Here is a 17,892-nt window from a genome sequence, read left to right on the forward strand (position 1 = left end):
GGAGATCGCGTCGGCCGCTGCCCGTACGCTGGGGGCGTGTCACGGTGGATGGTGTAGTCGATGGAAGCCCCACGCCTCGTGGCGACGGACGTCGACGGCACCCTGCTCGGCGAGGACCACGAGGTCAGCCCGCGCACCGCGGCCGTGGTCGGCAGACTGGTCGCCCGTGGCGTCCCGTTCGTGCTGGTGACCGGGCGCCCGCCGCGCTGGATCCCGCCCGTGGCGACGCAGCTCGGGGTGGTCCGGTACGCGGTCTGCGCCAACGGCGCGGTGCTCTACGACGTCGAGGCCGACCGGATCGTCGGCTCCCGCCCCCTGCACCCGGAGGACCTCACCCGGCTCGAGCAGGCCGTCGCCGAGGCCCTGCCGGGCGCCACCCTCGGGGTGGAGCGGGTGGGCGAGCACGCGTTCGACGACCAGGTGGCCCAGTTCGTCGCCGAACCGGACTACGAGCACGCCTGGCCCGGCGGCGGGCCCCCGACCGAGGAGCGCGACCGGCTGCTGGCCCACCCCGCGGTGAAGCTGCTGGTCCGGGCCAAGGGGATGTCCAGCGACGCCATGGCCGCCGTGCTGGAGCCGCTGGTCGGCGACACCGTCGACATCACCTTCTCGCACCCGGGCGGGCTGATCGAGGTGGCGCCGGCGGGCGTCTCGAAGGCCACCGGGCTGCTCGACCTCATGGAGCGCACACCGGAGTTCGCGGGAATTCGGGCGGACGAGGTGGTCGCGTTCGGGGACATGCCCAACGACCTGGCGATGCTGCGGTGGGCCGGGCACGGGGTCGCGATGGGCAACGCGCACCCGGAGGTCGTCGCGGCGGCGGACGAGACCACGGCGACCAACGTCGACGACGGCGTCGCGCTGGTCCTCGAGCGGTGGTTCTGACCTCCGGCTGACCTGCCCGGACGGTCCGCCCCGGCACGCCGGACCGGGGCCGGCGCGGGTGACGCGTAGCATGGCTGCGCCGTACACCCCGCAGATCGGCGCCCGCGGAAACCCCGCCGCGAGCGCGAGGAGGCCTGCCCGTGACCGACCGGTCGCTCGACGTACCGGCCGTGCCGGACGCACCCACGGTCCCCGCCGTACCCCCCGTGGCGCCGTCCGAACCCGTCGCGACGCCCGCGTCGCCCGAGCTGCAGGTCCTGGCCGCTGTCCAGCGCGGGATCGCGCGGCCTCGGACGGTCTCGGCGGCCCGGGGCATGTCGCACTTCGGCGAGCACGCGGGCGGCTGGCTCGCGCTGGGCCTCGTCTGTGCGGCCGTCGACCGCCGGCGGCGCGCGGAGTGGCTCTGGTCCACCGCGGCCGTCGCCTTCGCCCACGGGGCGTCCATCGGGGTCAAGCGCGTCGTGCGCCGGCCCCGTCCCGAACACCCGTCGGTCGAGGTGCTCGTGGGCACCCCGAGCCGGCTGTCCTTCCCCTCCTCGCACGCCACCTCGACCACCGCCGCCGCCGTGCTCTACGGCGGGCTGCTGCGGTCCGCCGCGCCGCTGGCCGTCGTGCCGGTGATGGCGCTGTCCCGGCTGGTCCTGGGCGTGCACTACCCGACCGATGTGGCGACGGGATCGGCGCTCGGCGCCGGCGTCGCCCTCGCCGCCCGGCGCGTGATCCCGCGCCTGATCCACAGGAAGAAGCGCTGATGACGAGCACGGACGTACCCCCGACGATGGAGGCCCCGCAGCGGACCCCGATCGGTCTGGCGGCCGGCGTCGTCAAGACGATGCGCCCGCGTCAGTGGGTCAAGAACGTCCTGGTGCTGGCCGCGCCGTTCGCCTCCGGCGACCTGTTCCAGGGCGCCGTGGCGGTCAAGCTGGCCATCGCCTTCGTGGCGTTCTCGCTGGCCGCGTCGGGCATCTACCTGGTCAACGACGCCAAGGACGTCGAGGCCGACCGCGCGCACCCGACCAAGCGCAACCGGCCCGTCGCGGCGGGGATCGTCCCGGTGCCGGTGGCCTACGGCGTCGCGGCGGTGGCCTTCGCCGCGGCGATCGCGCTGTCGCTGCTGGCCTCGGTGCAGCTGCTGATCGTGCTGGGCGTCTACGTCGGCGTGCAGCTGGCCTACTGCTTCTGGCTCAAGCACCAGCCGGTGCTCGACATCTGCATCGTCGCCTCGGGCTTCCTCATGCGCGCCATCGCCGGTGGCGTCGCGGCCGCCATCCCGCTGTCGCAGTGGTTCCTGCTCGCCGCCGGGTTCGGCTCGCTGTTCATGGTCGCCGGCAAGCGCTACGCCGAGATGATGCTCGCCGAGCGCACCGGCGCGAAGATCCGCAAGTCGCTGGAGTCCTACTCCCCGTCCTACCTGCGGTTCGTGTGGGCGCTGTCGGCCACCGTGCTGATCATGACCTACGGGCTCTGGGCCTTCGAGATCCGCGAGGCGTACCACAACTCGGTGTGGTCGGTGATCTCCATCGTCCCGTTCGTCGTCGCGGTGCTGCGCTACTCGGTCGACGTCGACAACGGCGACGGCGGCGAGCCCGAGGAGATCGCCCTCGGCGACCGGGTCCTGCAGGTCCTCGCGATCGCGTGGGTCGCGATGCTGACCCTGGCGGTCTATCTGTAGATCCGCTTCCGCTGCGTCCTTTCACCCGTCCGGGCCGTCGTGTCCGGGCGGGTGTTCTGTATCACCCTCGTTATCGTCGCCGTCGGAATCGGGTTCGAGGATCCGGAGTCGTCGCAGCTCAGCCGGTACACGCCGGGCACTTCGCGATTTCCCGAATTCGGTTCGCACACGTCGGACTCGGGGACCGCGTGTACCCGCAGGAGCAAAGGCGCACTGATGTCGGCTGTCCATCTCGACCAACTTCCGCTCGACTTCCCGCCGCCGTCGGCGCTGGGGGCCGGGCTGCTGGTGGTCATGCCCGCCCTCAACGAGCAGGACTCGGTGGCCCGGGTGATCGGCGAGGTCCGCGCCGCGTGCCCCGCGGCCCGCGTGCTCGTCGTCGACGACGGCTCGACCGACCTCACCGGGCGGCGCGCCGCACAGGCGGGCGCCGCGGTGCTGAAGCTGCCGTTCAACCTCGGGGTGGGCGGCGCGATGCGGGCGGCCTACCGATGGGCGCACGAGAACGGGTACGCCGCGGTCGTCCAGGTCGACGCCGACGGGCAGCACGACCCCCGGGACATCGCCGACCTCGCGGCCCTCACGGACGCCGAGATCGTGATCGGGGCCCGCTTCGCCGGGCGCGGGAACTACGAGGTGACGGGTCCGCGGCGGTGGGCGATGCGCCTGCTCGCCGCGGTGCTCAGCCGGATCGCCGACACCCGCATCACGGACCCGACCTCGGGTTTCCGGCTCGTGCGCGGCCCCGCGGTCGCCCTGTTCGCGGAGCAGTACCCCGAGGAGTACCTCGGCGACACGGTGGAGGCGCTGGTCATCGCCCACCGCGCCGGCCTGCGCATCCGGCAGGTCCCGGTGGCCATGCGCCCCCGGGAGACGGGCACGGCCAGCACCAACCCGCTGCGCTCGGCCGTCTACCTGCTCCGCGTCGTCTCGGCGGTCGGACTCGCCCTCGCCCGCCGCCGCACCGGGAGCGCGCAGCCGTGCCCAGCCTTCGCCTGACCGTCGTCTCCGTCGTCGTCGCGCTCGTGGCGCTCGCCCTCGTGGTCGAGCTGCTGCGGCGCCGGCGGCTGCGGGAGAAGTACGCCGTGATCTGGGTGCTGATCTCCCTCGGCACCCTCGTCGTCGCCGTCTTCCCCGGGGTGCTGGTGGGGATCGCGGGCCTCCTGGGCATCCAGACGCCGAGCAATCTGCTCTTCTTCGGATCCCTGGTGGTGCTGTTCGCGGTCTCCCTGCAGCTGTCCCGGGAGATCGGGCTGCTGGAGGAGCAGAGCCGCACGCTGGCCGAGGAGACCGGCTCGCTGCGGCTCCGGGTGCAGGCGCTCGAGGAGACCGTCGCCCCCGCGGAACGCCCCTCCGCCTGAGGATCCCGAGCCTCGTTCTCGACCGTCTAGACGGACGTCCGACCGGACCGGCGCACGGAGCGCAGGGCGAGCAGCATGGCCGCGCCGACGACGATCGGGCCCACGACCTGCGCGCCGACGGCGCCGGTGACGGGGTCGAGGGGCAGCGCGAGCAGGGCGCCGAACCCGCACCCGCCGACGAGCCAGGCGCCCGTGACGGACCGGTGCGCCCCCGTCGCGACCAGGGCGGGTTGCAGGAGCTGCGCCGCCAGCATCCCCGCGGTGCCCAGGCCGAGGACCCCGGCGGTGGCGGCGGGGAGGTCGAGCGGTGCGCCCATGAGGACCCGAGCCGCCCACGGCCCGAACACCGCGGCCCCCGCCGTCCCGACGACGCCCGCCGCGCAGATGGCGGCCAGGACGTGTCGCAGGCGTCGCCCGAACGCCTCCGTGTCGCCGCGCTCGGCCGCCGTCGTCAGACCCGGCAGCAGGAAGGACTGGACCGGGGCGAAGACGAAGAGCGGGGTGCGGGCGAGGACGAAGAGCGAGACGTAGGAGGCGGCGAGCTCCGGCCGGTCGGTCAGCCGCGCGACCAGCACGAGCGGCGCCGCGTTGGCGAGCACGAAGGTCACCGCGCCGCTGAGCGCGAGCAGGCCCGCGGACCGGGTCATCGCACCGACGTCGACCCTCGCCGCCGGGCCCTCGTGGGCGGGGGAGCGCAGGCCCGGCAGGCACACCAGGAACGCCACGCCGGCCCCTGCGGCAAAGGCCAGCCCGAACGCGGCGGGGTGCGTCCAGCCGGCCGCCGCGACGGCTCCGCACCCGGCGATCCGGCTGCCCCCCTCGACGGCCAGGCTCAGCCCGTACCAGCCGCGCCGGCCCCGGGCGGCGAGGACACCGCGGACGGCCGCGAGGCCCGCCGAGCCCGCGACCGCGAGCAGGAGGCAGCCGAGCAGCTCCCACGAGCCGCCGAGCATCCGCGGCACGACCAGCGGACCCGCGGCCACGGCGAGGCCGCCGACGAGCGCCGCGAGCCGCAGGCCGGCGAGCAGCCCGGCGCGGACGACCGGCTCGTCCCGGTTCCCCGTTGCCCGGAGCCGCGACGCCTGGCGGTTGGTCTCCTGCTCGACCGCGCTGAAGGCCCCGGGCCCGACGATCGCCACCAGCAGGTAGAGGGAGGCGACGGCGGAGTAGGCGCCGGGCTCGAGGGCGTGCCCCGCCACTCCGAGCACCAGGAACGACGAGACCCCCAGCACCACGAGCCCGCCGGCCACGGTCAGCGCGCCGACGGGGCCGCCGGTGCGGACCGACGTGGCCGTCACGGCGCGACGCGGTAGACGCGGGCGGCGCCGTCGACGTGCTCGAGGACGAGCCCGGGGGAGCCGGCGAGCCGGCGGAGGCCCAGGACGTGCTCCTCCCCGGCGATGAAGCCTTCGCCCAGCACCACGTAGTGCACGCCCAGCCGGTCGGCCGCGGCCCGCACCGCGGGGTCCCGCCCGATGTCCCGGAAGGAGGTCCACAGGATGCGGCGGTCGGGATCCATCTCCACGAGCTCCTGCGGCTCGATCGTCGGCGACGCGAAGAGCGGCCGGACCCCGGACAGGGCCCACATCGCGGCGGACCCGTCGAAGGGGTCGTTCATCACGGGCTGGCCGGGCGGCACGACGCGGGCCAGGTAGTCGTACACGCGCCGCTCGTCCGGGCCGACGGAGCGGTCCGTGAGATAGGCGTTGGCGAGCCGCGTCTCGTTCCGCCCGTGGTAGAGCCCCTCCGTGCCGACGACGAGCAGACCGGCTAGGACGGCCAGCGACACGGAGGAGACGAGCGCGACCCGCACGCCCCGGAGGACCCGGAGCCGCCCGAGGACGCGGGTGAGGAGGTCCGAGAGCGTCACCAGACCGGCCGCCGCCGGCACCACCGCCGCGAGGGACCAGAGTGCGGCGAACCTCCACCGGTCGTTCCACCACGGCCGGGTCAGTGTCGCGACGAGCGATCCCTCGTAGGACGCGGCGAGCACGAACAGCCCGGCGAACACCGCGCCCGCGACGACGAACCAGGCCATCGGCCGGACCGCACGGCGGCGCAGGAGTCCGACCAGGCACAGTCCGGCCAGCCAGTACTGCGGGTGGGCCTGTCCGTGCCCGAACGTGAGGACCGCCCCGATGGCGTCCGACGGGGTCACGTTCGCGGCCCAGTCGACGGCGGTGCCCTCGGTGGCGCCGAGGGTGGCGAGGACGAACGGCAGGCCGAGCACCAGCGCGATCAGGCCCACGACGGCGGACGCACCCAGGTCGCCGGCCCGCGGCCCCCGCCGCAGGGACTCCTGGACCAGCAGGGCGGCGGCGAAGACCAGCGCGGCGATCAGGACGCTCGGGTGGAGCGCGAGAACCCCCAGGGCGCCGACGGCGGTGGCGGCCGGCACACCCACCCGGTTGCCGCTGCGGCGTCGCAGGAGCGTGGCCACGAGGGCGAGCAGCCCCGGGATCACGGCCAGGCCGGTCGCGTAGGGGAACAGCGGACCCCACGCGACGACGTCGTAGGGGAAGCCGGTGAACGCGCAGCTCAGCAGCGCCGCCGCGGCAGCGAGCGCGGCGCGACCGCCGCAGGCCCGGACGAGGGCGGCCGTGCCGAGCGCGAAGGCGCCGCCGAGGACGGTCACCGTCGCGTCGATCGCGGCGACGGGGCCGATGCCGGTGAGCATCGACAGCGTGGCGGCGAGGACGTGGAAGCCGTTCGGGTAGAAGAAGTTCGTCGTCGTCGGGTTGTTGAGCGCCTGCAGGGCACCCGGACCGGTTGCGCCCGTCTCCCGGATGAACTGCACGGCGTTCATGTGCCAGAAGGCGTCCCACCACTGCGGCATCGCCGTGAGCCCCTGCGTGGCGTTCCAGCCGATCCACAGCCCGGTTCCGGTCGCGACGACGATCCCGGCCGCGACGCCGAGGTGCTGGTGAGGTCCCCAGTACGGCCGTTCCTCGGCCGCCGGCGGATCGCTCCGCAGAACCCGCGCCAGCGCGAGGCGGGCGGCCGTCCCGGCGGCGGCGAGCACGAGTGCGGCACCGGCGAAGGTGGCGGGCGACCAGCGCAGACCGAGGGCGGGCACCAGCGGACCGGCGATCCCGACGACGCCGACGGTCAGGACGGGGGCGGCCCCGGCGAGGACCCAGCCCCGGAGACCGAGCGCCGCGCCCAGGACCAGCCCGGGGACGAGCGCCAGCGCCACGAGCGGGAGGATCGCGTGCAACGACATGAACTGCTCCAGTGCAGCCGTGGGACACCACAGGTGATTCGTCGCGGGGACGATCAGAATAGGGATCGCCGCGGATCGCCCTGCGCCGCGCCGATGACGCGTTCGGGTGTTTCCGCGCAGCCGCTCGGCGGGTTTGCGCGTTCGTCCGGACGAGGCCCGCCACGATCCGGGCCCACGACTCGGAGCGGAGGCGACGATGACCGTCGACATCCTGTTGCCCTATTACGGCGACGTCGCGTTGATGAAGACGGCGGTCGAGAGCGTGCTCGCGCAGGACGAGCCCGACTGGCTGCTGACGGTCGTCGACGACGGATATCCGGATCCGACCGTCCGCGAATGGTTCGCGGCGATCGAGGACCCGCGGGTGCGTTATCATCGCAACGAGCGCAATCTCGGGGCCAACGGCAACTACCGCCGCTGCCTGGAATTCGTCGAGCACCGGCATTTCGTGGTCATGGGTGCGGACGACGTCATGCTGCCGGACTACCTCGATTCCGTCCGCCGCGCGCTCTCCGTCTTTCCGGACGCCGCGATCGTGCAGCCCGGTGTCGAGGTCATCGACGAGCACGGTGCGCCGTCCCGCCCGCTCGTCGATCGGGCGAAGCGCTGGTACGCCCCCCGGGGCACCGGCCTGCGGGAGTTGCGGGGTGAGCAGCTCGCGGTGAGCCTGCTGCGCGGTGACTGGCTGTACTTCCCGTCGCTGTGCTGGCGGGCCGACGCGCTGCCGCCCGGCGGGTTCCGTCCCGGTCTCGACGTCGTGCAGGACCTCGCCCTCGTGCTCGACGTGGTCACGGCCGGCGGCTCGCTCGTCGTCGACGACACGGTCTGTTTCCGCTACCGGCGGCACAGCGCCAGCGACTCGTCGTGGCGTGCCCTCGAGGGCACGCGGTTCGACGAGGAGCGCCGGTTCTTCCTGCAGACGGCGGCCGAGATGCGCGAACGCGGCTGGAACCGGGCTGCGGGTGTCGCCCGCCTCCACCTGTCGTCGCGCCTGAACGCGGCGACCCTGCTGCCGACGGCCGTGCGGCACAAGCAGCACAGCGGCGTCCGCAACCTGAGCAGGCACCTCGTGGCCGTGCGCTGAGGGACGCCGGCGGGCGCCCGGTCCGCCCTCTCACGGGCGCGGATCACCGCGCCGCTACCCTCGGTGCCCGTGACTGACGCACAGTTCGATCTGGTCGTGGTGGGCTCGGGCTTCTTCGGGCTGACGATCGCGGAGCGGGCAGCCGCAGAACTGGGTAAGAAGGTCCTGGTGCTCGAGCGGCGTCCCCACATCGGCGGCAACGCCTACTCCGAGCCCGAGCCCGAGACGGGCATCGAGATCCACCGGTACGGCGCGCACCTCTTCCACACGTCGAACAAGCGCGTGTGGGAGTACTGCAACCGCTTCACGGACTTCACGAACTACCAGCACCGCGTGTTCGCGCGGTACCGGGACCAGGTCTACGCGTTCCCGATGAACCTGGCGCTGATCAACCAGTTCTTCGGCAAGTCGCACACGCCGGACGAGGCGCGCGCCCTGATCGCCGAGCAGGCCTCCGAGTTCGACACCGCGAAGGCGGAGAACCTGGAGGAGAAGGCGATCTCGCTGATCGGGCGCCCGCTGTACGAGGCGTTCGTCAAGGGCTACACGGCGAAGCAGTGGCAGACGGACCCGACCAAGCTCGGCGCCTCGATCATCTCGCGGCTCCCGGTCCGCTACACGTTCGACAACCGCTACTTCAACGACACCTACGAGGGCCTGCCCGTCGACGGGTACACCGCGTGGCTGGAGAAGATGGCGGACCACCCGCACATCGAGGTCCGGCTGGACACGGACTACTTCGCGGTCCGCGACGAGCTGCCGGCCGGCATCCCGACCGTGTACACGGGTCCGCTCGACCGCTACTTCGACTACAGCGAGGGCGAGCTGTCGTGGCGCACGCTGGACTTCGAGACCGAGGTCCTGCACGACACCGGTGACTTCCAGGGCACCTCCGTCATGAACTACAACGACGAAGAGGTCCCCTACACCCGCATCCACGAGTTCCGGCACTTCCACCCGGAGCGGGACTACCCGAAGGACAAGACGGTCATCGTCCGCGAGTACTCGCGCTTCGCCGAGTCCGGCGACGAGCCGTACTACCCGGTCGGCACCCCCGAGGACCGCGCCAAGCTGGAGCGCTACCGGGAGCTGGCGCGCAAGGAGACCGCGAACCGCAACGTGCTGTTCGGCGGGCGCCTCGGCACCTACAAGTACCTCGACATGCACATGGCGATCGGCTCCGCGCTGACCATGTTCGACAACCGCCTCACCCCGCACTTCACGGACGGCAGGGCGCTGTCCGGCACCGAGAGCGAGGACTGAGCCCGGGCTCAGCCGGCGAGCTCGGCAATGGACTCGACACCCGCAGGACCCTGATCAGTCCTGCCCGGTGGGAGCGCCGACCCGACGCAGCGAGCGGTCGGCGAGGGTGACCGCGAGGAACACGCCGGCGACGGCGAGCAGGAACGCGGCGAGGTGGTGCAGGCCGGGGGCGTCGGCCCGGTCGGCGAGGAAGGCGCCGTTGCCCACGGACGCGACGATCGCGCCGAGGTAGCCGAAGGTCCGCAGCAGCCCGGCCGACGCGCCGGTCCGCTCCGGGTCGGCCTGGTGGTGGAGCGCGTTCTGGTTGGCCAGGCTCACCAGGCCCTGCGGGATCCCGATGAGGATCGCGAGCCCGACGATCAGCCAGAGCGGCGTGCTGCCGCCGAGGGTCAGCAGTGCCGCGCAGGCCAGGACCTGCGCCGTCGCCCCGACCCGGAGCTTGCCGCGCACCTCGGGTCGCCGGCCGGTGAGCGCGGAGACCGCGACCGCGGTGACCGACATCGGCAGCAGCATCAGCCCCGTCACCGACGCCGACAGCCCGCGCCCCTCCTCCAGCCACTGGGTGTAGCCGTAGAGGAACGCGTAGGCGGACGACGTAGCTGAGCAGCGTGCGCCCGTACGTCGCGAGCAGCGGGCCGTTGCCGCCGAAGACCCGCAGGTCGAGGAACGGGTCGACGGTCCGCAGCTCCCACCGGGTGAACCCGGTACCGGCCGCGACCGTCACCGGGAGGAGCCACCAGCGCTCCGGCTCCCTGAGGAACAGGAGCAGCGCGACGAGCGTGGGCGGCGAAGAGCGCGATCCCGGCCAGGTCGATGCGGGGCGCCGGGCCCGTACGCGGGGTGCGCGGCAGACGCCTCGCCCCGAGCGTGACGGCGACGACCGCCAGTGGCACGTTCACGGCGACCGCCGCCCGCCAGCCACCCAGGCCGATCGCCAGGCCGCCCAGCGTCGGCCCGATCACCGAGATCGTCTGCGTCGACACGGAGAGCACGGTGAGGATGCCGGCCGGGCTCGCCAGCCCGGTGCGCCGCGACTCGCTGCGGATCAGGTACATCGCCGCCGGGTAGCCGGCGCACGTCCCGAAGCCGAGGAGCACCCGGGCGAGCACCAGCACCCAGAGCTGCGGGGACAGCGCTCCGACGACGCCCGCCAGCCCGACGAGCGTGGTCCCGGCGAGGAACAGCGGCCGGGGCCCGTAGGCGTCCACCAGCCGTCCGACGACAGCCACTCGACGCGCGCCGCCCGGTCGCCGGCCGCGCGCTCGCGCCCCGCGGCCGACAGCGTGATCAGCTGCCGGCGCCCGTCTCCGGGGTCGGGGCGGCGCTCGATGAGCCCGTGCCCGTCGAGCGCGGCGAGGATCGTGGCCATCGACTGGGGCCGGACGCCCTCGGCGGCGGCGACTGACGAGTCAGCCGCCCTGCGGGTTGCCCCAGCGCACCGCCGGCGAGGTGCCGAGCAGCAGGTGCTCGCCGATGATCCGGGCCTTGAACACGGCCGGGTTGTGCGAGGCGAGGGTGCGGGCGTTCCGCCAGTGCCGGTCGAGCAGCCGGGAGCGGTCGAGGGCGGAGGCACCGCCGACCTCGAACAGCCGGTCGGCCGCCTCGAGGATCGTGTCCCCGACGACGAGCTGGGCCCGGTACGCCGCGAGCTCCGCCCGGTCCGCGAGAACCGGGTCCGGGCCGTCGACGCCCACGGAGTCGGTCGCGGCCTGCAGCTCCCGGGCGGCGGTCAGGACGAGGGACTCGGCGGTGAACGCCGCGGCGGACAGCCGCCCCACCACCTGCTGGATCAGCGGGTCCTCGCGAGGCAGCACGCCGCGGCCGGTGAGGAAGGAGCGCGTGCGGGGCCGGACGAACTCCACCGCGTCGCGCACGAGCGCGCGGCCGATCCCGGCCAGCACCGCCAGCAGGTAGACCTGGTAGAACGCGGCCGACGTGCTCGCGCCGGGGTTCTCGTACGGCCCGACGTGCACGGCCTCCACGGCCACCGAGTCGAAGATCGTGGTGCCGCTGCCGGTCAGGCCCTGGCCGAAGCCGTCCCAGTCGTCGAGCCGGCGCACCCCGGCCGCGGTCGCCGGCACGGCGACGGACATGCGGGCGCCGTCGAGGATCGCGGTCGCGGCGATCCAGTCGGCGAAGATCGTGCCGGTGCTGTAGTACTTCCGGCCGGTCAACAGGTACCCGCTGCCCGAGCGGCGCAGCACGGTGTCGAGCTCCGTCGAGACCTTGTCGTTCGTCTCGCTGGAGGCGTTCCCGACGATCTGCCCGGCGGCCGCGCGGTCCAGCCAGGCGTCCCGGACCGGCCCGTCCGCCGCCTGCAGCCGGCCCTCGAGGTACCCGAAGTGGCCCCGGAGCAGGTGCGCGACGTGCGGGTCCGCCTCGGCGAGCGCGATCACGAGGCCGAACAGCTCCGGCAGGTCGACGCCCGAGCCGCCCCGCTCGAGCGGCACCCGCACGGCCCCGAACCCGGCCTCCCGCAGCCACTGCACCTGCTCGAACGGCAGCTCGCGCGCCCGCTCGCGGTCGGCCGCACCGACGGCGATCCGGGCGAAGAGGTCGCCGAAGCGGGCCGCGCCCGCCGGGACGGCGCGGTGGTCGATCGCGGTCATCAGTGTCCTCTCCGACGCTGCAGGGCTCGCGGATCCGGTCGCCGGACCACGTCCGACCAACGACGACTCCGTTGAGTGAGATCCTGTCACTCTCGGTACCCACCGGGGTACCGGGTCGGGAAGCGGTGGGCGGGACGGACCTCGCCGGGTTAGTCCCGGTCCGTCCGCCGGTCGTCGATCGAGGGCGGCCGCTGCCCGACGACGATCGCCGCGCCGGGCGGGTCGGGCGCGATGATCCGTACGGTCGTACGTATGGCGGTTCACCGGATGTTCACCCGGCGTCGGCCTGAGGGACACGCGAGGTGAGCGCGGCGCGCCTGCGTGCCCTGCGCGCGTTGCCCCGCCGCGCCCGGGCGCAGTTCCGCCGGCTACGGGAGCTGCCGGTGCAGATGCGGGAGCTCGACCGGCACCTGTCGGCGATCGACACCGAGCTGCACCGCACCCGCGAGGAGCTGGGCGCCGTCCGTGCGCGGCTCGACGACGTCGGCTCGACGGTCGACGGGGTGCCGGACCGCTACTCGGAGCTCCGCGACTCGATCCACCTCGTCGCCCGCCGCGCGACCCTGCACCGCACCCCGATCAGGGTGCTGTTCCTCGCGCACGTGCTCGGCTCATGGGACGCCACGCACCCGCTGGTCGAGGCGATGGGGGGCAGCGAGGACTTCGAGCCGGTCGTGGCGTCGATCCCGCGCCGGTTCCGCGGCTCCGACGGCTTCTACGGCGAGCAGGAGGTGCACGAGGGCCTCACCGGCCGCGCGGTGCCCCACCTCCGGCTGGCGGCCGACGGCGAGCAGGACCTCCTGCAGCTGGTCAAGGCCATCGAGCCGGACGTCATCTTCCGGCAGTCGCAGTGGGACGCGGACGTGCCGGACGAGTTCGCGACCGAGCGGCTCGGCTTCGCCCGGACCTGCCTGGTCCCGTACGAGACGATGAACATCGTCCGCAACGTCCCGGACCCGCGCACGCCCAACACCGCCGTCGACGCCCCGTTCCACCGCGCCGCCTGGCTCGTCTTCTGTGCGAACGAGCTGATGCGCGAGATCGCCGTCCGGGACGGTGCGCGGGCGGGCACGCAGTTCCGGGTGGTCGGACACCCGAAGGCGGACCGGCTGCGGGCCGCCGTGCCGCGGTGGCCGTTGTCGGGTGACCGGCCGCGGCGGCCGGGGCGCGTGGTCTGGTCGGCGCACCACACGATCGCCCGCGGCTGGACGGACTTCGGCGCCTTCCACCTCATGCGGGCGGAGATGCTGGACTGGGCCGCGCGCAGTCCGGACACCGAGTTCGTGTTCATGCCCCATCCCGCGCTGCTCCCCCTGCCCGACGCGGAGGACTCGCCGATCTCGCGGGAGGAGTTCGACGACTGGATGCGCCGGTGGTCGGACCTGCCCAACACCGCCGTGCTGTCGGAGGCGGAGTACGGGCCGACCCTGGCCGCGTCGGACCTCATGATCACGGACGGGCTGTCGATGCTGGTCGAGTACCAGCTGTTCGGGAAACCGCTGGTGTTCGTGGAGCGTGAGGGCCACCGCCCGTTCAACGAGATCGGCCGTCGGGTCGTGCGCGGGGTGCACACCGTGCGCGCGGTCGACGAGGCGCGGCGGCTGGCGGACAAGTTCCTCTCCGGGCACCCCGATCCGCTCGCCGACGCGCAGCGCCGCACCGTCGACGAACTCTTCGGCGCGGGCAACTCCGCGCAGCGGGTCCTCGCGGTGCTCCGCGAGGAGATCGCCAGGGAGGCGGCCGGTACCCGGTCGTCGGCGTCCTGACACGGCGTGGCTACCCTCGGCCGTTGCCCCGACCGGTAGCGAGACACCGAGGACCGAGTGACGACGACTGTGCCCACGACCACCTCGGCTGAGAAGCCCGCCTCCGTGCCCACGCGCGAAGGGACCGCCGACACGCTGCTGCAGCGGATCATCCTCCCCCGCCCGGCGGACCCGCTGGCGGTCCGCGCGCTCTACGTCGACGAGCGGACCGGCACCACGCTGGCGCCGACCGAGCCCACGACGGGGTCGCAGGAGAAGCCGATGACGCTCACCGTCTCGGCGAGCACCGGGCGGGCGCTGCGGGTGACCTCGCGGACCTCGGCCGTGCTGCCGGCGCAGAGCGAGGTGTCCTTCGGCGCGTACTTCAACGGCTTCGCCGCGGGCTACTGGCGCGCCTGGTCCACGCTCACCGACATCCGGCTGAAGCTCACGCTGGAGGGGTCGGGCCGGGTCGACGTCTACCGGTCGAAGGCGGACGGCTCGCACATCTACGTCACCGGGCAGCGGGTCGAGGGCCGGCAGGAGCTGGACCTCCCGCTGGACCTGCGCCCGTTCGAGGACGGCGGCTGGTACTGGTTCGACCTCACCACGGACGACGGCGAGCTGGTCCTGCACGAGGGCGGCTGGCACGCCCCGACCGCCGCGCCGGGCCGCGCGGCCGTCACCATCGGCATGCCGACCTTCAACCGGCCGGCGGACTGCGTCGCGACCCTGACCGCGATCGGCGAGGACCCGGCCGTGCTCGCGGCCGTGACCGCTGTGATCCTGCCGGACCAGGGCACGCAGAAGGTCCGCGAGCAGGCCGGCTACGAGCAGGCGGCGGCGGTCCTGGGGGACCGGCTGCGGATCGTCGACCAGCCCAACCTCGGCGGCTCCGGCGGCTACGCGCGGGTGATGTACGAGGCGCTCGGGTCCACCGACTGCGAGCAGATCCTCTTCATGGACGACGACATCCTGCTCGAGCCGGACTCGGTCCTGCGGGCCGTCGCGTTCTCCCGGTTCTCGCGGGAGCCGATGCTGGTCGGCGGGCAGATGCTGTCCCTGCAGGCCCGCTCGCAGCTGTCGACCATGGGCGAGGTCGTCGACCGCAACCAGTTCATGTGGCGGGTCGCGCCGGACACCCACCCGCACCACGACCTGGCCGAGCAGACCCTGCGGCAGACGCCGTGGCTGCACCGCCGCGTCGACGTCGACTACAACGCCTGGTGGATGTGCCTGATCCCGCGCGCCGTCGCCGAGGACCTGGGCCTGCCGCTGCCGCTGTTCATCAAGTGGGACGACGCCGAGTACGGCCTGCGCGCCCGCGGCCGCGGCTACCGCACGGCGACCGTGCCGGGCATCGCGATCTGGCACATGTCCTTCATCGAGAAGGACGACTCCAGCGACTGGCAGGCCTACTTCCACTACCGCAACCGCTACGTCGCGGCGGCGCTGCACGGGCCGGACTCGCCGAAGGCGCTGCTGCAGGAGTCGTTCAAGCGCACCCTGCGGCACCTGATGCTCATGGAGTACTCGGCCGTCGCGCTGCAGATCAAGGGGCTCAAGGACTTCCTCGCGGGCCCGGAGGCGCTGTTCGCGAAGCTCCCGGTGGTGCTCGGCGAGATCCGGGCCGAGCGCGCGGAGTACGACGACGGCCGCCCGCTGCAGTCCGCGACCGAGGTGCCCCTGTCGACCCTCGACGCGCTGGGCGCCCAGCTGTTCCCGGAGCCCCCGGTCGGCAAGGTGAAGGTCGGCCTCGGCCTCGCGAAGGGCGTGCTGCGCAACCTCAGGACGCCCAGCCCGGCGCACGCCGAGGTGCCGCAGCGGAACGTGCCGTGGAAGCAGGCCCAGTGGTTCGTGCTGGCCGGGCTCGACTCCGCCACCGTGTCGACGCCGGACGGCCGCGGGGTCACCTTCCGCCGCCGCGACCCGGAGCTGTTCAGGCGGATGGTGAAGGAGTCGTTCGAGCTCCATCGCGAGGTCGCCCGGCAGTGGCCGCTGCTGCGCACCCGCTACACCGACGCGCTTGCCTGGCTGACCAGCCGGCAGGCGTGGTCGGAGGAGATCTTCGACAAGTAGGACGCGGGTCCCGGCCGCCCCGGCGAGGGGCGGCCGGAACCGGTCAGTCCGTCTTCTCCTCGAGCCCGTACAGCCGGGTCCAGTTCTCCCGGCTCGTCAGCTCCGGCGCCGCGGCGCGGTAGCGCTCGGCCACCGCCGGGCCCTCGGTGTGCAGCCGGCGCATCGCCTGCAGGCCGCGGCGGGCCAGCGCGATCAGCTTGGCCTTGTCCCGCTGTCGGATGCGGACGCCCTGCTCGCCCATGTCCGTGACGACGGCCCGCTCGAACAGCCCGACGTGCCACCAGTGCGCGTCCCCGGCGGGGATGAAGCCCATCGGGTACGGCGCCTTGCCGAGCAGCTGGTAGACGGCACGCTTGACCCAGGTCAGGCTCTCGTTGCTGGGCTCGCCGCCGGCCCGCTGCACGGTGAGGGCCCGGAAGTCCTCGGGCAGGTCGGTGAGCTTGTGGACGGTCGTCTCGGGGTAGTCCGCGCGGACCCGGCGGATGCGGGTCGCGGACCCGGCCGAGCCGTCCCGCAGGATCTCCGGGCCCTCCAGGAAGTCCTCCACGGCCTGCAGCAGCGTGGCCGACAGCCCGTAGTGCATGCCGATCAGGTACACCGACAGCAGGTGCCGGACCCGGGCGATGATCGTCTTCGTGGAGAAGCCGGTGTGCAGCGCCGCCATGATCAACCCGTTGCGCAGGTTGAAGTAGCGGTGCCACTCGTCCCAGTCCTTCCACCCGAAGTCGCCGTGCCACACGCCGGCGCCGGGGAGGGAGACGGTGGGGAAGCCGGCCGCACGGGCGCGGTAGCCGAACTCGACGTCGTCCCACTGGAAGAAGATCGGCAGCGGGTAGCCGATCCGGCGGACGACCTCCGCCGGGATCAGGCAGGACCACCAGCCGTTGTACTCGGTGTCGGTGCGCCGCTCCTGGTTGATGGGGAGCAGCCGCTCGTCGAGCCCGAGCAGGTAGGCCTCGCGCAGCGAGCCGGGCGTCGGGAGGCCGTTGATCAGGTTCTCGGGGTCGGCCCGCTCGCCGGAGATGTGCAGGTGCGCCGGGTGGAGCAGGTTCAGCATCTGCCCGCCGACGATCGTCGGCTGCGGCGTGCAGGCCGCGAACGCCGTGAGCCGGATCAGGATCTCGGGCTCGAGCATCACGTCGTCGTCCATGAGCAGGACGTCGCGGTGCTCCTCCGGCGTCCCGGCGGTGGCCTCGTACAGGCCGCGGGTGAACCCGCCCGCCCCGCCGAGGTTCGGCTGGCGCAGGTAGACGAGCCTGTCGCCCAGTGCCTTCGACACGGCGGCGAACCGGTCCCGCGACTCCAGCGGGTCACTGCCCTGGTCCACCACCCGGACCACGCCGACCACGGCGAGGGCCTCCGGGTCGTCGGCGAGGGCCTGCATGGTGTCGAGGCACTCCTCGACGCGGTTGTACGTGCAGATCACGATGTCCGTCGGCGGCACCGACCGCGGAGCGACGACGCTCCAGCGCACCTCCGACACGGTGAGCTCACCGGTCTCGGTGGTGATCTCCAGCCACATGCCGCCGCCGTCGAGGAAGCGGTCGATCGGGCCCGACAGCCGGATCTCCCGCGTCTCGGGACCGGCGGCGGTGCCGACGTCGACCGCGTCGACGATGCGGGAGACCTTGTTGGTGTCCGAGGCGAACAGCCGGACCCGGCCCTCGCCCGCGGCGACCGCCGTGACCTCCACCCGGTCGACGGCCGTCCAGCGCTGCCAGTAGGTGGCGTAGAGCCGGCCGAAGTAGGTGTTGGTGTGGACCCGGGTGCCCGGGGTGAGGCGGACCCGGCCGCGCTCGCGGCGCGCCACGCCCTTCTCGACCACCGAGTAGAGGTCCTCGGGCGCCAGCGCGGAGGGGCCGAAGAAGAGCCCGCGCTGCACGGTCAGCCGCACCGGGCCTTCCGCGCGACGCTCCGGGGACGCCGGTGCGGCCAGGGGTTCGTCCGGCGTCTCTGTGCGAAGCATGGGTG

The 17,892-nt window shown here is 73.5% G+C and carries 15 protein-coding genes; 9 read left to right on the forward strand and 6 right to left on the reverse strand.

All coding sequences use genetic code 11. The annotated features are described in order from the left end of the window. Positions 1-60 precede the first annotated feature (60 nt). From AB0B41_RS18040 to AB0B41_RS18060, 5 genes are all read left to right on the forward strand, one after another. Positions 61-885 carry an HAD family hydrolase gene (locus AB0B41_RS18040; RefSeq protein ID WP_358204437.1) on the forward strand — a complete coding sequence of 275 codons (825 nt, stop codon included), beginning with the start codon at positions 61-63 and terminating at the stop codon, positions 883-885. 206 nt (positions 886-1,091) lie between these two features. Beyond that, complete coding sequence (locus tag AB0B41_RS18045; RefSeq protein ID WP_358204506.1) at positions 1,092-1,637, forward strand: phosphatase PAP2 family protein; 546 nt, start codon at positions 1,092-1,094, stop codon at positions 1,635-1,637. After that, on the forward strand, positions 1,637-2,557 hold the full coding sequence (locus AB0B41_RS18050; protein WP_358204439.1) for a decaprenyl-phosphate phosphoribosyltransferase: 921 nt from the start codon (positions 1,637-1,639) through the stop codon (positions 2,555-2,557). The genes AB0B41_RS18045 and AB0B41_RS18050 overlap by 1 nt, the downstream gene beginning before the upstream one ends. 294 nt (positions 2,558-2,851) lie before the next feature. Then, a complete protein-coding gene (locus AB0B41_RS18055) occupies positions 2,852-3,556 on the forward strand; it encodes a glycosyltransferase family 2 protein (protein ID WP_358204508.1) in 705 nt (234 codons plus the stop codon). Continuing rightward, the gene (locus AB0B41_RS18060) at positions 3,538-3,918 is read left to right on the forward strand and encodes a DUF2304 domain-containing protein (protein WP_358204441.1); all 381 of its coding nucleotides are present in this window, start codon (positions 3,538-3,540) and stop codon (positions 3,916-3,918) included. The genes AB0B41_RS18055 and AB0B41_RS18060 overlap by 19 nt, the downstream gene beginning before the upstream one ends. A gap of 26 nt (positions 3,919-3,944) precedes the next feature. On the opposite strand, the gene AB0B41_RS18065 is transcribed toward AB0B41_RS18060, so the two are convergent. Further along, positions 3,945-5,216, reverse strand: a complete 1,272-nt coding sequence (locus AB0B41_RS18065; RefSeq protein WP_358204444.1) for a hypothetical protein — start codon at positions 5,214-5,216, stop codon at positions 3,945-3,947. Continuing rightward, positions 5,213-7,141 (reverse strand): DUF6541 family protein, encoded by a 1,929-nt coding sequence (locus tag AB0B41_RS18070; RefSeq protein WP_358204446.1) that lies wholly within the window; start codon positions 7,139-7,141, stop codon positions 5,213-5,215. The genes AB0B41_RS18065 and AB0B41_RS18070 overlap by 4 nt, the downstream gene beginning before the upstream one ends. Positions 7,142-7,337: 196 nt before the next feature. On the opposite strand from AB0B41_RS18070, the gene AB0B41_RS18075 reads away from it, so the two are divergent. Together AB0B41_RS18075 and glf are read left to right on the forward strand one after the other, a co-directional pair. Then, positions 7,338-8,225 (forward strand): glycosyltransferase, encoded by an 888-nt coding sequence (locus tag AB0B41_RS18075; RefSeq protein WP_358204448.1) that lies wholly within the window; start codon positions 7,338-7,340, stop codon positions 8,223-8,225. Between the two features lie 69 nt (positions 8,226-8,294). After that, complete coding sequence (glf, locus tag AB0B41_RS18080) at positions 8,295-9,488, forward strand: UDP-galactopyranose mutase (RefSeq protein WP_358204451.1); 1,194 nt, start codon at positions 8,295-8,297, stop codon at positions 9,486-9,488. Between the two features lie 54 nt (positions 9,489-9,542). Here the strand turns inward: glf and AB0B41_RS18085 are convergent, their stop codons facing one another. The 3 genes from AB0B41_RS18085 to AB0B41_RS18095 form a co-directional block, all read right to left on the reverse strand. Beyond that, positions 9,543-10,043 carry an MFS transporter gene (locus AB0B41_RS18085; protein ID WP_358204510.1) on the reverse strand — a complete coding sequence of 167 codons (501 nt, stop codon included), beginning with the start codon at positions 10,041-10,043 and terminating at the stop codon, positions 9,543-9,545. After that, on the reverse strand, positions 10,010-10,717 hold the full coding sequence (locus tag AB0B41_RS18090) for an MFS transporter (RefSeq protein ID WP_358204453.1): 708 nt from the start codon (positions 10,715-10,717) through the stop codon (positions 10,010-10,012). The genes AB0B41_RS18085 and AB0B41_RS18090 overlap by 34 nt, the downstream gene beginning before the upstream one ends. A 180-nt stretch (positions 10,718-10,897) precedes the next feature. After that, positions 10,898-12,097 (reverse strand): acyl-CoA dehydrogenase family protein, encoded by a 1,200-nt coding sequence (locus tag AB0B41_RS18095; protein WP_358204456.1) that lies wholly within the window; start codon positions 12,095-12,097, stop codon positions 10,898-10,900. Between the two features lie 302 nt (positions 12,098-12,399). On the opposite strand from AB0B41_RS18095, the gene AB0B41_RS18100 reads away from it, so the two are divergent. Together AB0B41_RS18100 and AB0B41_RS18105 are read left to right on the forward strand one after the other, a co-directional pair. Next, positions 12,400-13,863: a hypothetical protein gene (locus AB0B41_RS18100; protein WP_358204458.1), complete on the forward strand. Its 1,464-nt coding sequence runs from the start codon at positions 12,400-12,402 to the stop codon at positions 13,861-13,863. Positions 13,864-13,968: 105 nt separating this feature from the next. Continuing rightward, positions 13,969-15,921 (forward strand): glycosyltransferase, encoded by a 1,953-nt coding sequence (locus AB0B41_RS18105; protein ID WP_358204460.1) that lies wholly within the window; start codon positions 13,969-13,971, stop codon positions 15,919-15,921. A 43-nt stretch (positions 15,922-15,964) separates the two neighbouring features. On the opposite strand, the gene AB0B41_RS18110 is transcribed toward AB0B41_RS18105, so the two are convergent. Next, on the reverse strand, positions 15,965-17,887 hold the full coding sequence (locus tag AB0B41_RS18110) for a glycosyltransferase (RefSeq protein ID WP_358204463.1): 1,923 nt from the start codon (positions 17,885-17,887) through the stop codon (positions 15,965-15,967). Positions 17,888-17,892: the final 5 nt, after the last annotated feature.

The sequence above is a fragment of the Pseudonocardia sp. NPDC049154 genome (genome assembly GCF_040648315.1).
Taxonomy (GTDB): domain Bacteria; phylum Actinomycetota; class Actinomycetes; order Mycobacteriales; family Pseudonocardiaceae; genus Pseudonocardia.

What these genes read in the sequence shown, in the direction of transcription:
- AB0B41_RS18040 (WP_358204437.1), top strand. Translation starts at nt 61, where the DNA reads ATGGAAGCCCCACGCCTCGTGGCGACGGACGTCGACGGCACCCTGCTC.
- AB0B41_RS18050 (WP_358204439.1), top strand. Translation starts at nt 1,637, where the DNA reads ATGACGAGCACGGACGTACCCCCGACGATGGAGGCCCCGCAGCGGACC.
- AB0B41_RS18110 (WP_358204463.1), bottom strand. Translation starts at nt 17,887, where the DNA reads ATGCTTCGCACAGAGACGCCGGACGAACCCCTGGCCGCACCGGCGTCC.
- AB0B41_RS18070 (WP_358204446.1), bottom strand. Translation starts at nt 7,141, where the DNA reads ATGTCGTTGCACGCGATCCTCCCGCTCGTGGCGCTGGCGCTCGTCCCC.
- AB0B41_RS18055 (WP_358204508.1), top strand. Translation starts at nt 2,852, where the DNA reads ATGCCCGCCCTCAACGAGCAGGACTCGGTGGCCCGGGTGATCGGCGAG.
- AB0B41_RS18095 (WP_358204456.1), bottom strand. Translation starts at nt 12,097, where the DNA reads ATGACCGCGATCGACCACCGCGCCGTCCCGGCGGGCGCGGCCCGCTTC.
- AB0B41_RS18075 (WP_358204448.1), top strand. Translation starts at nt 7,338, where the DNA reads ATGACCGTCGACATCCTGTTGCCCTATTACGGCGACGTCGCGTTGATG.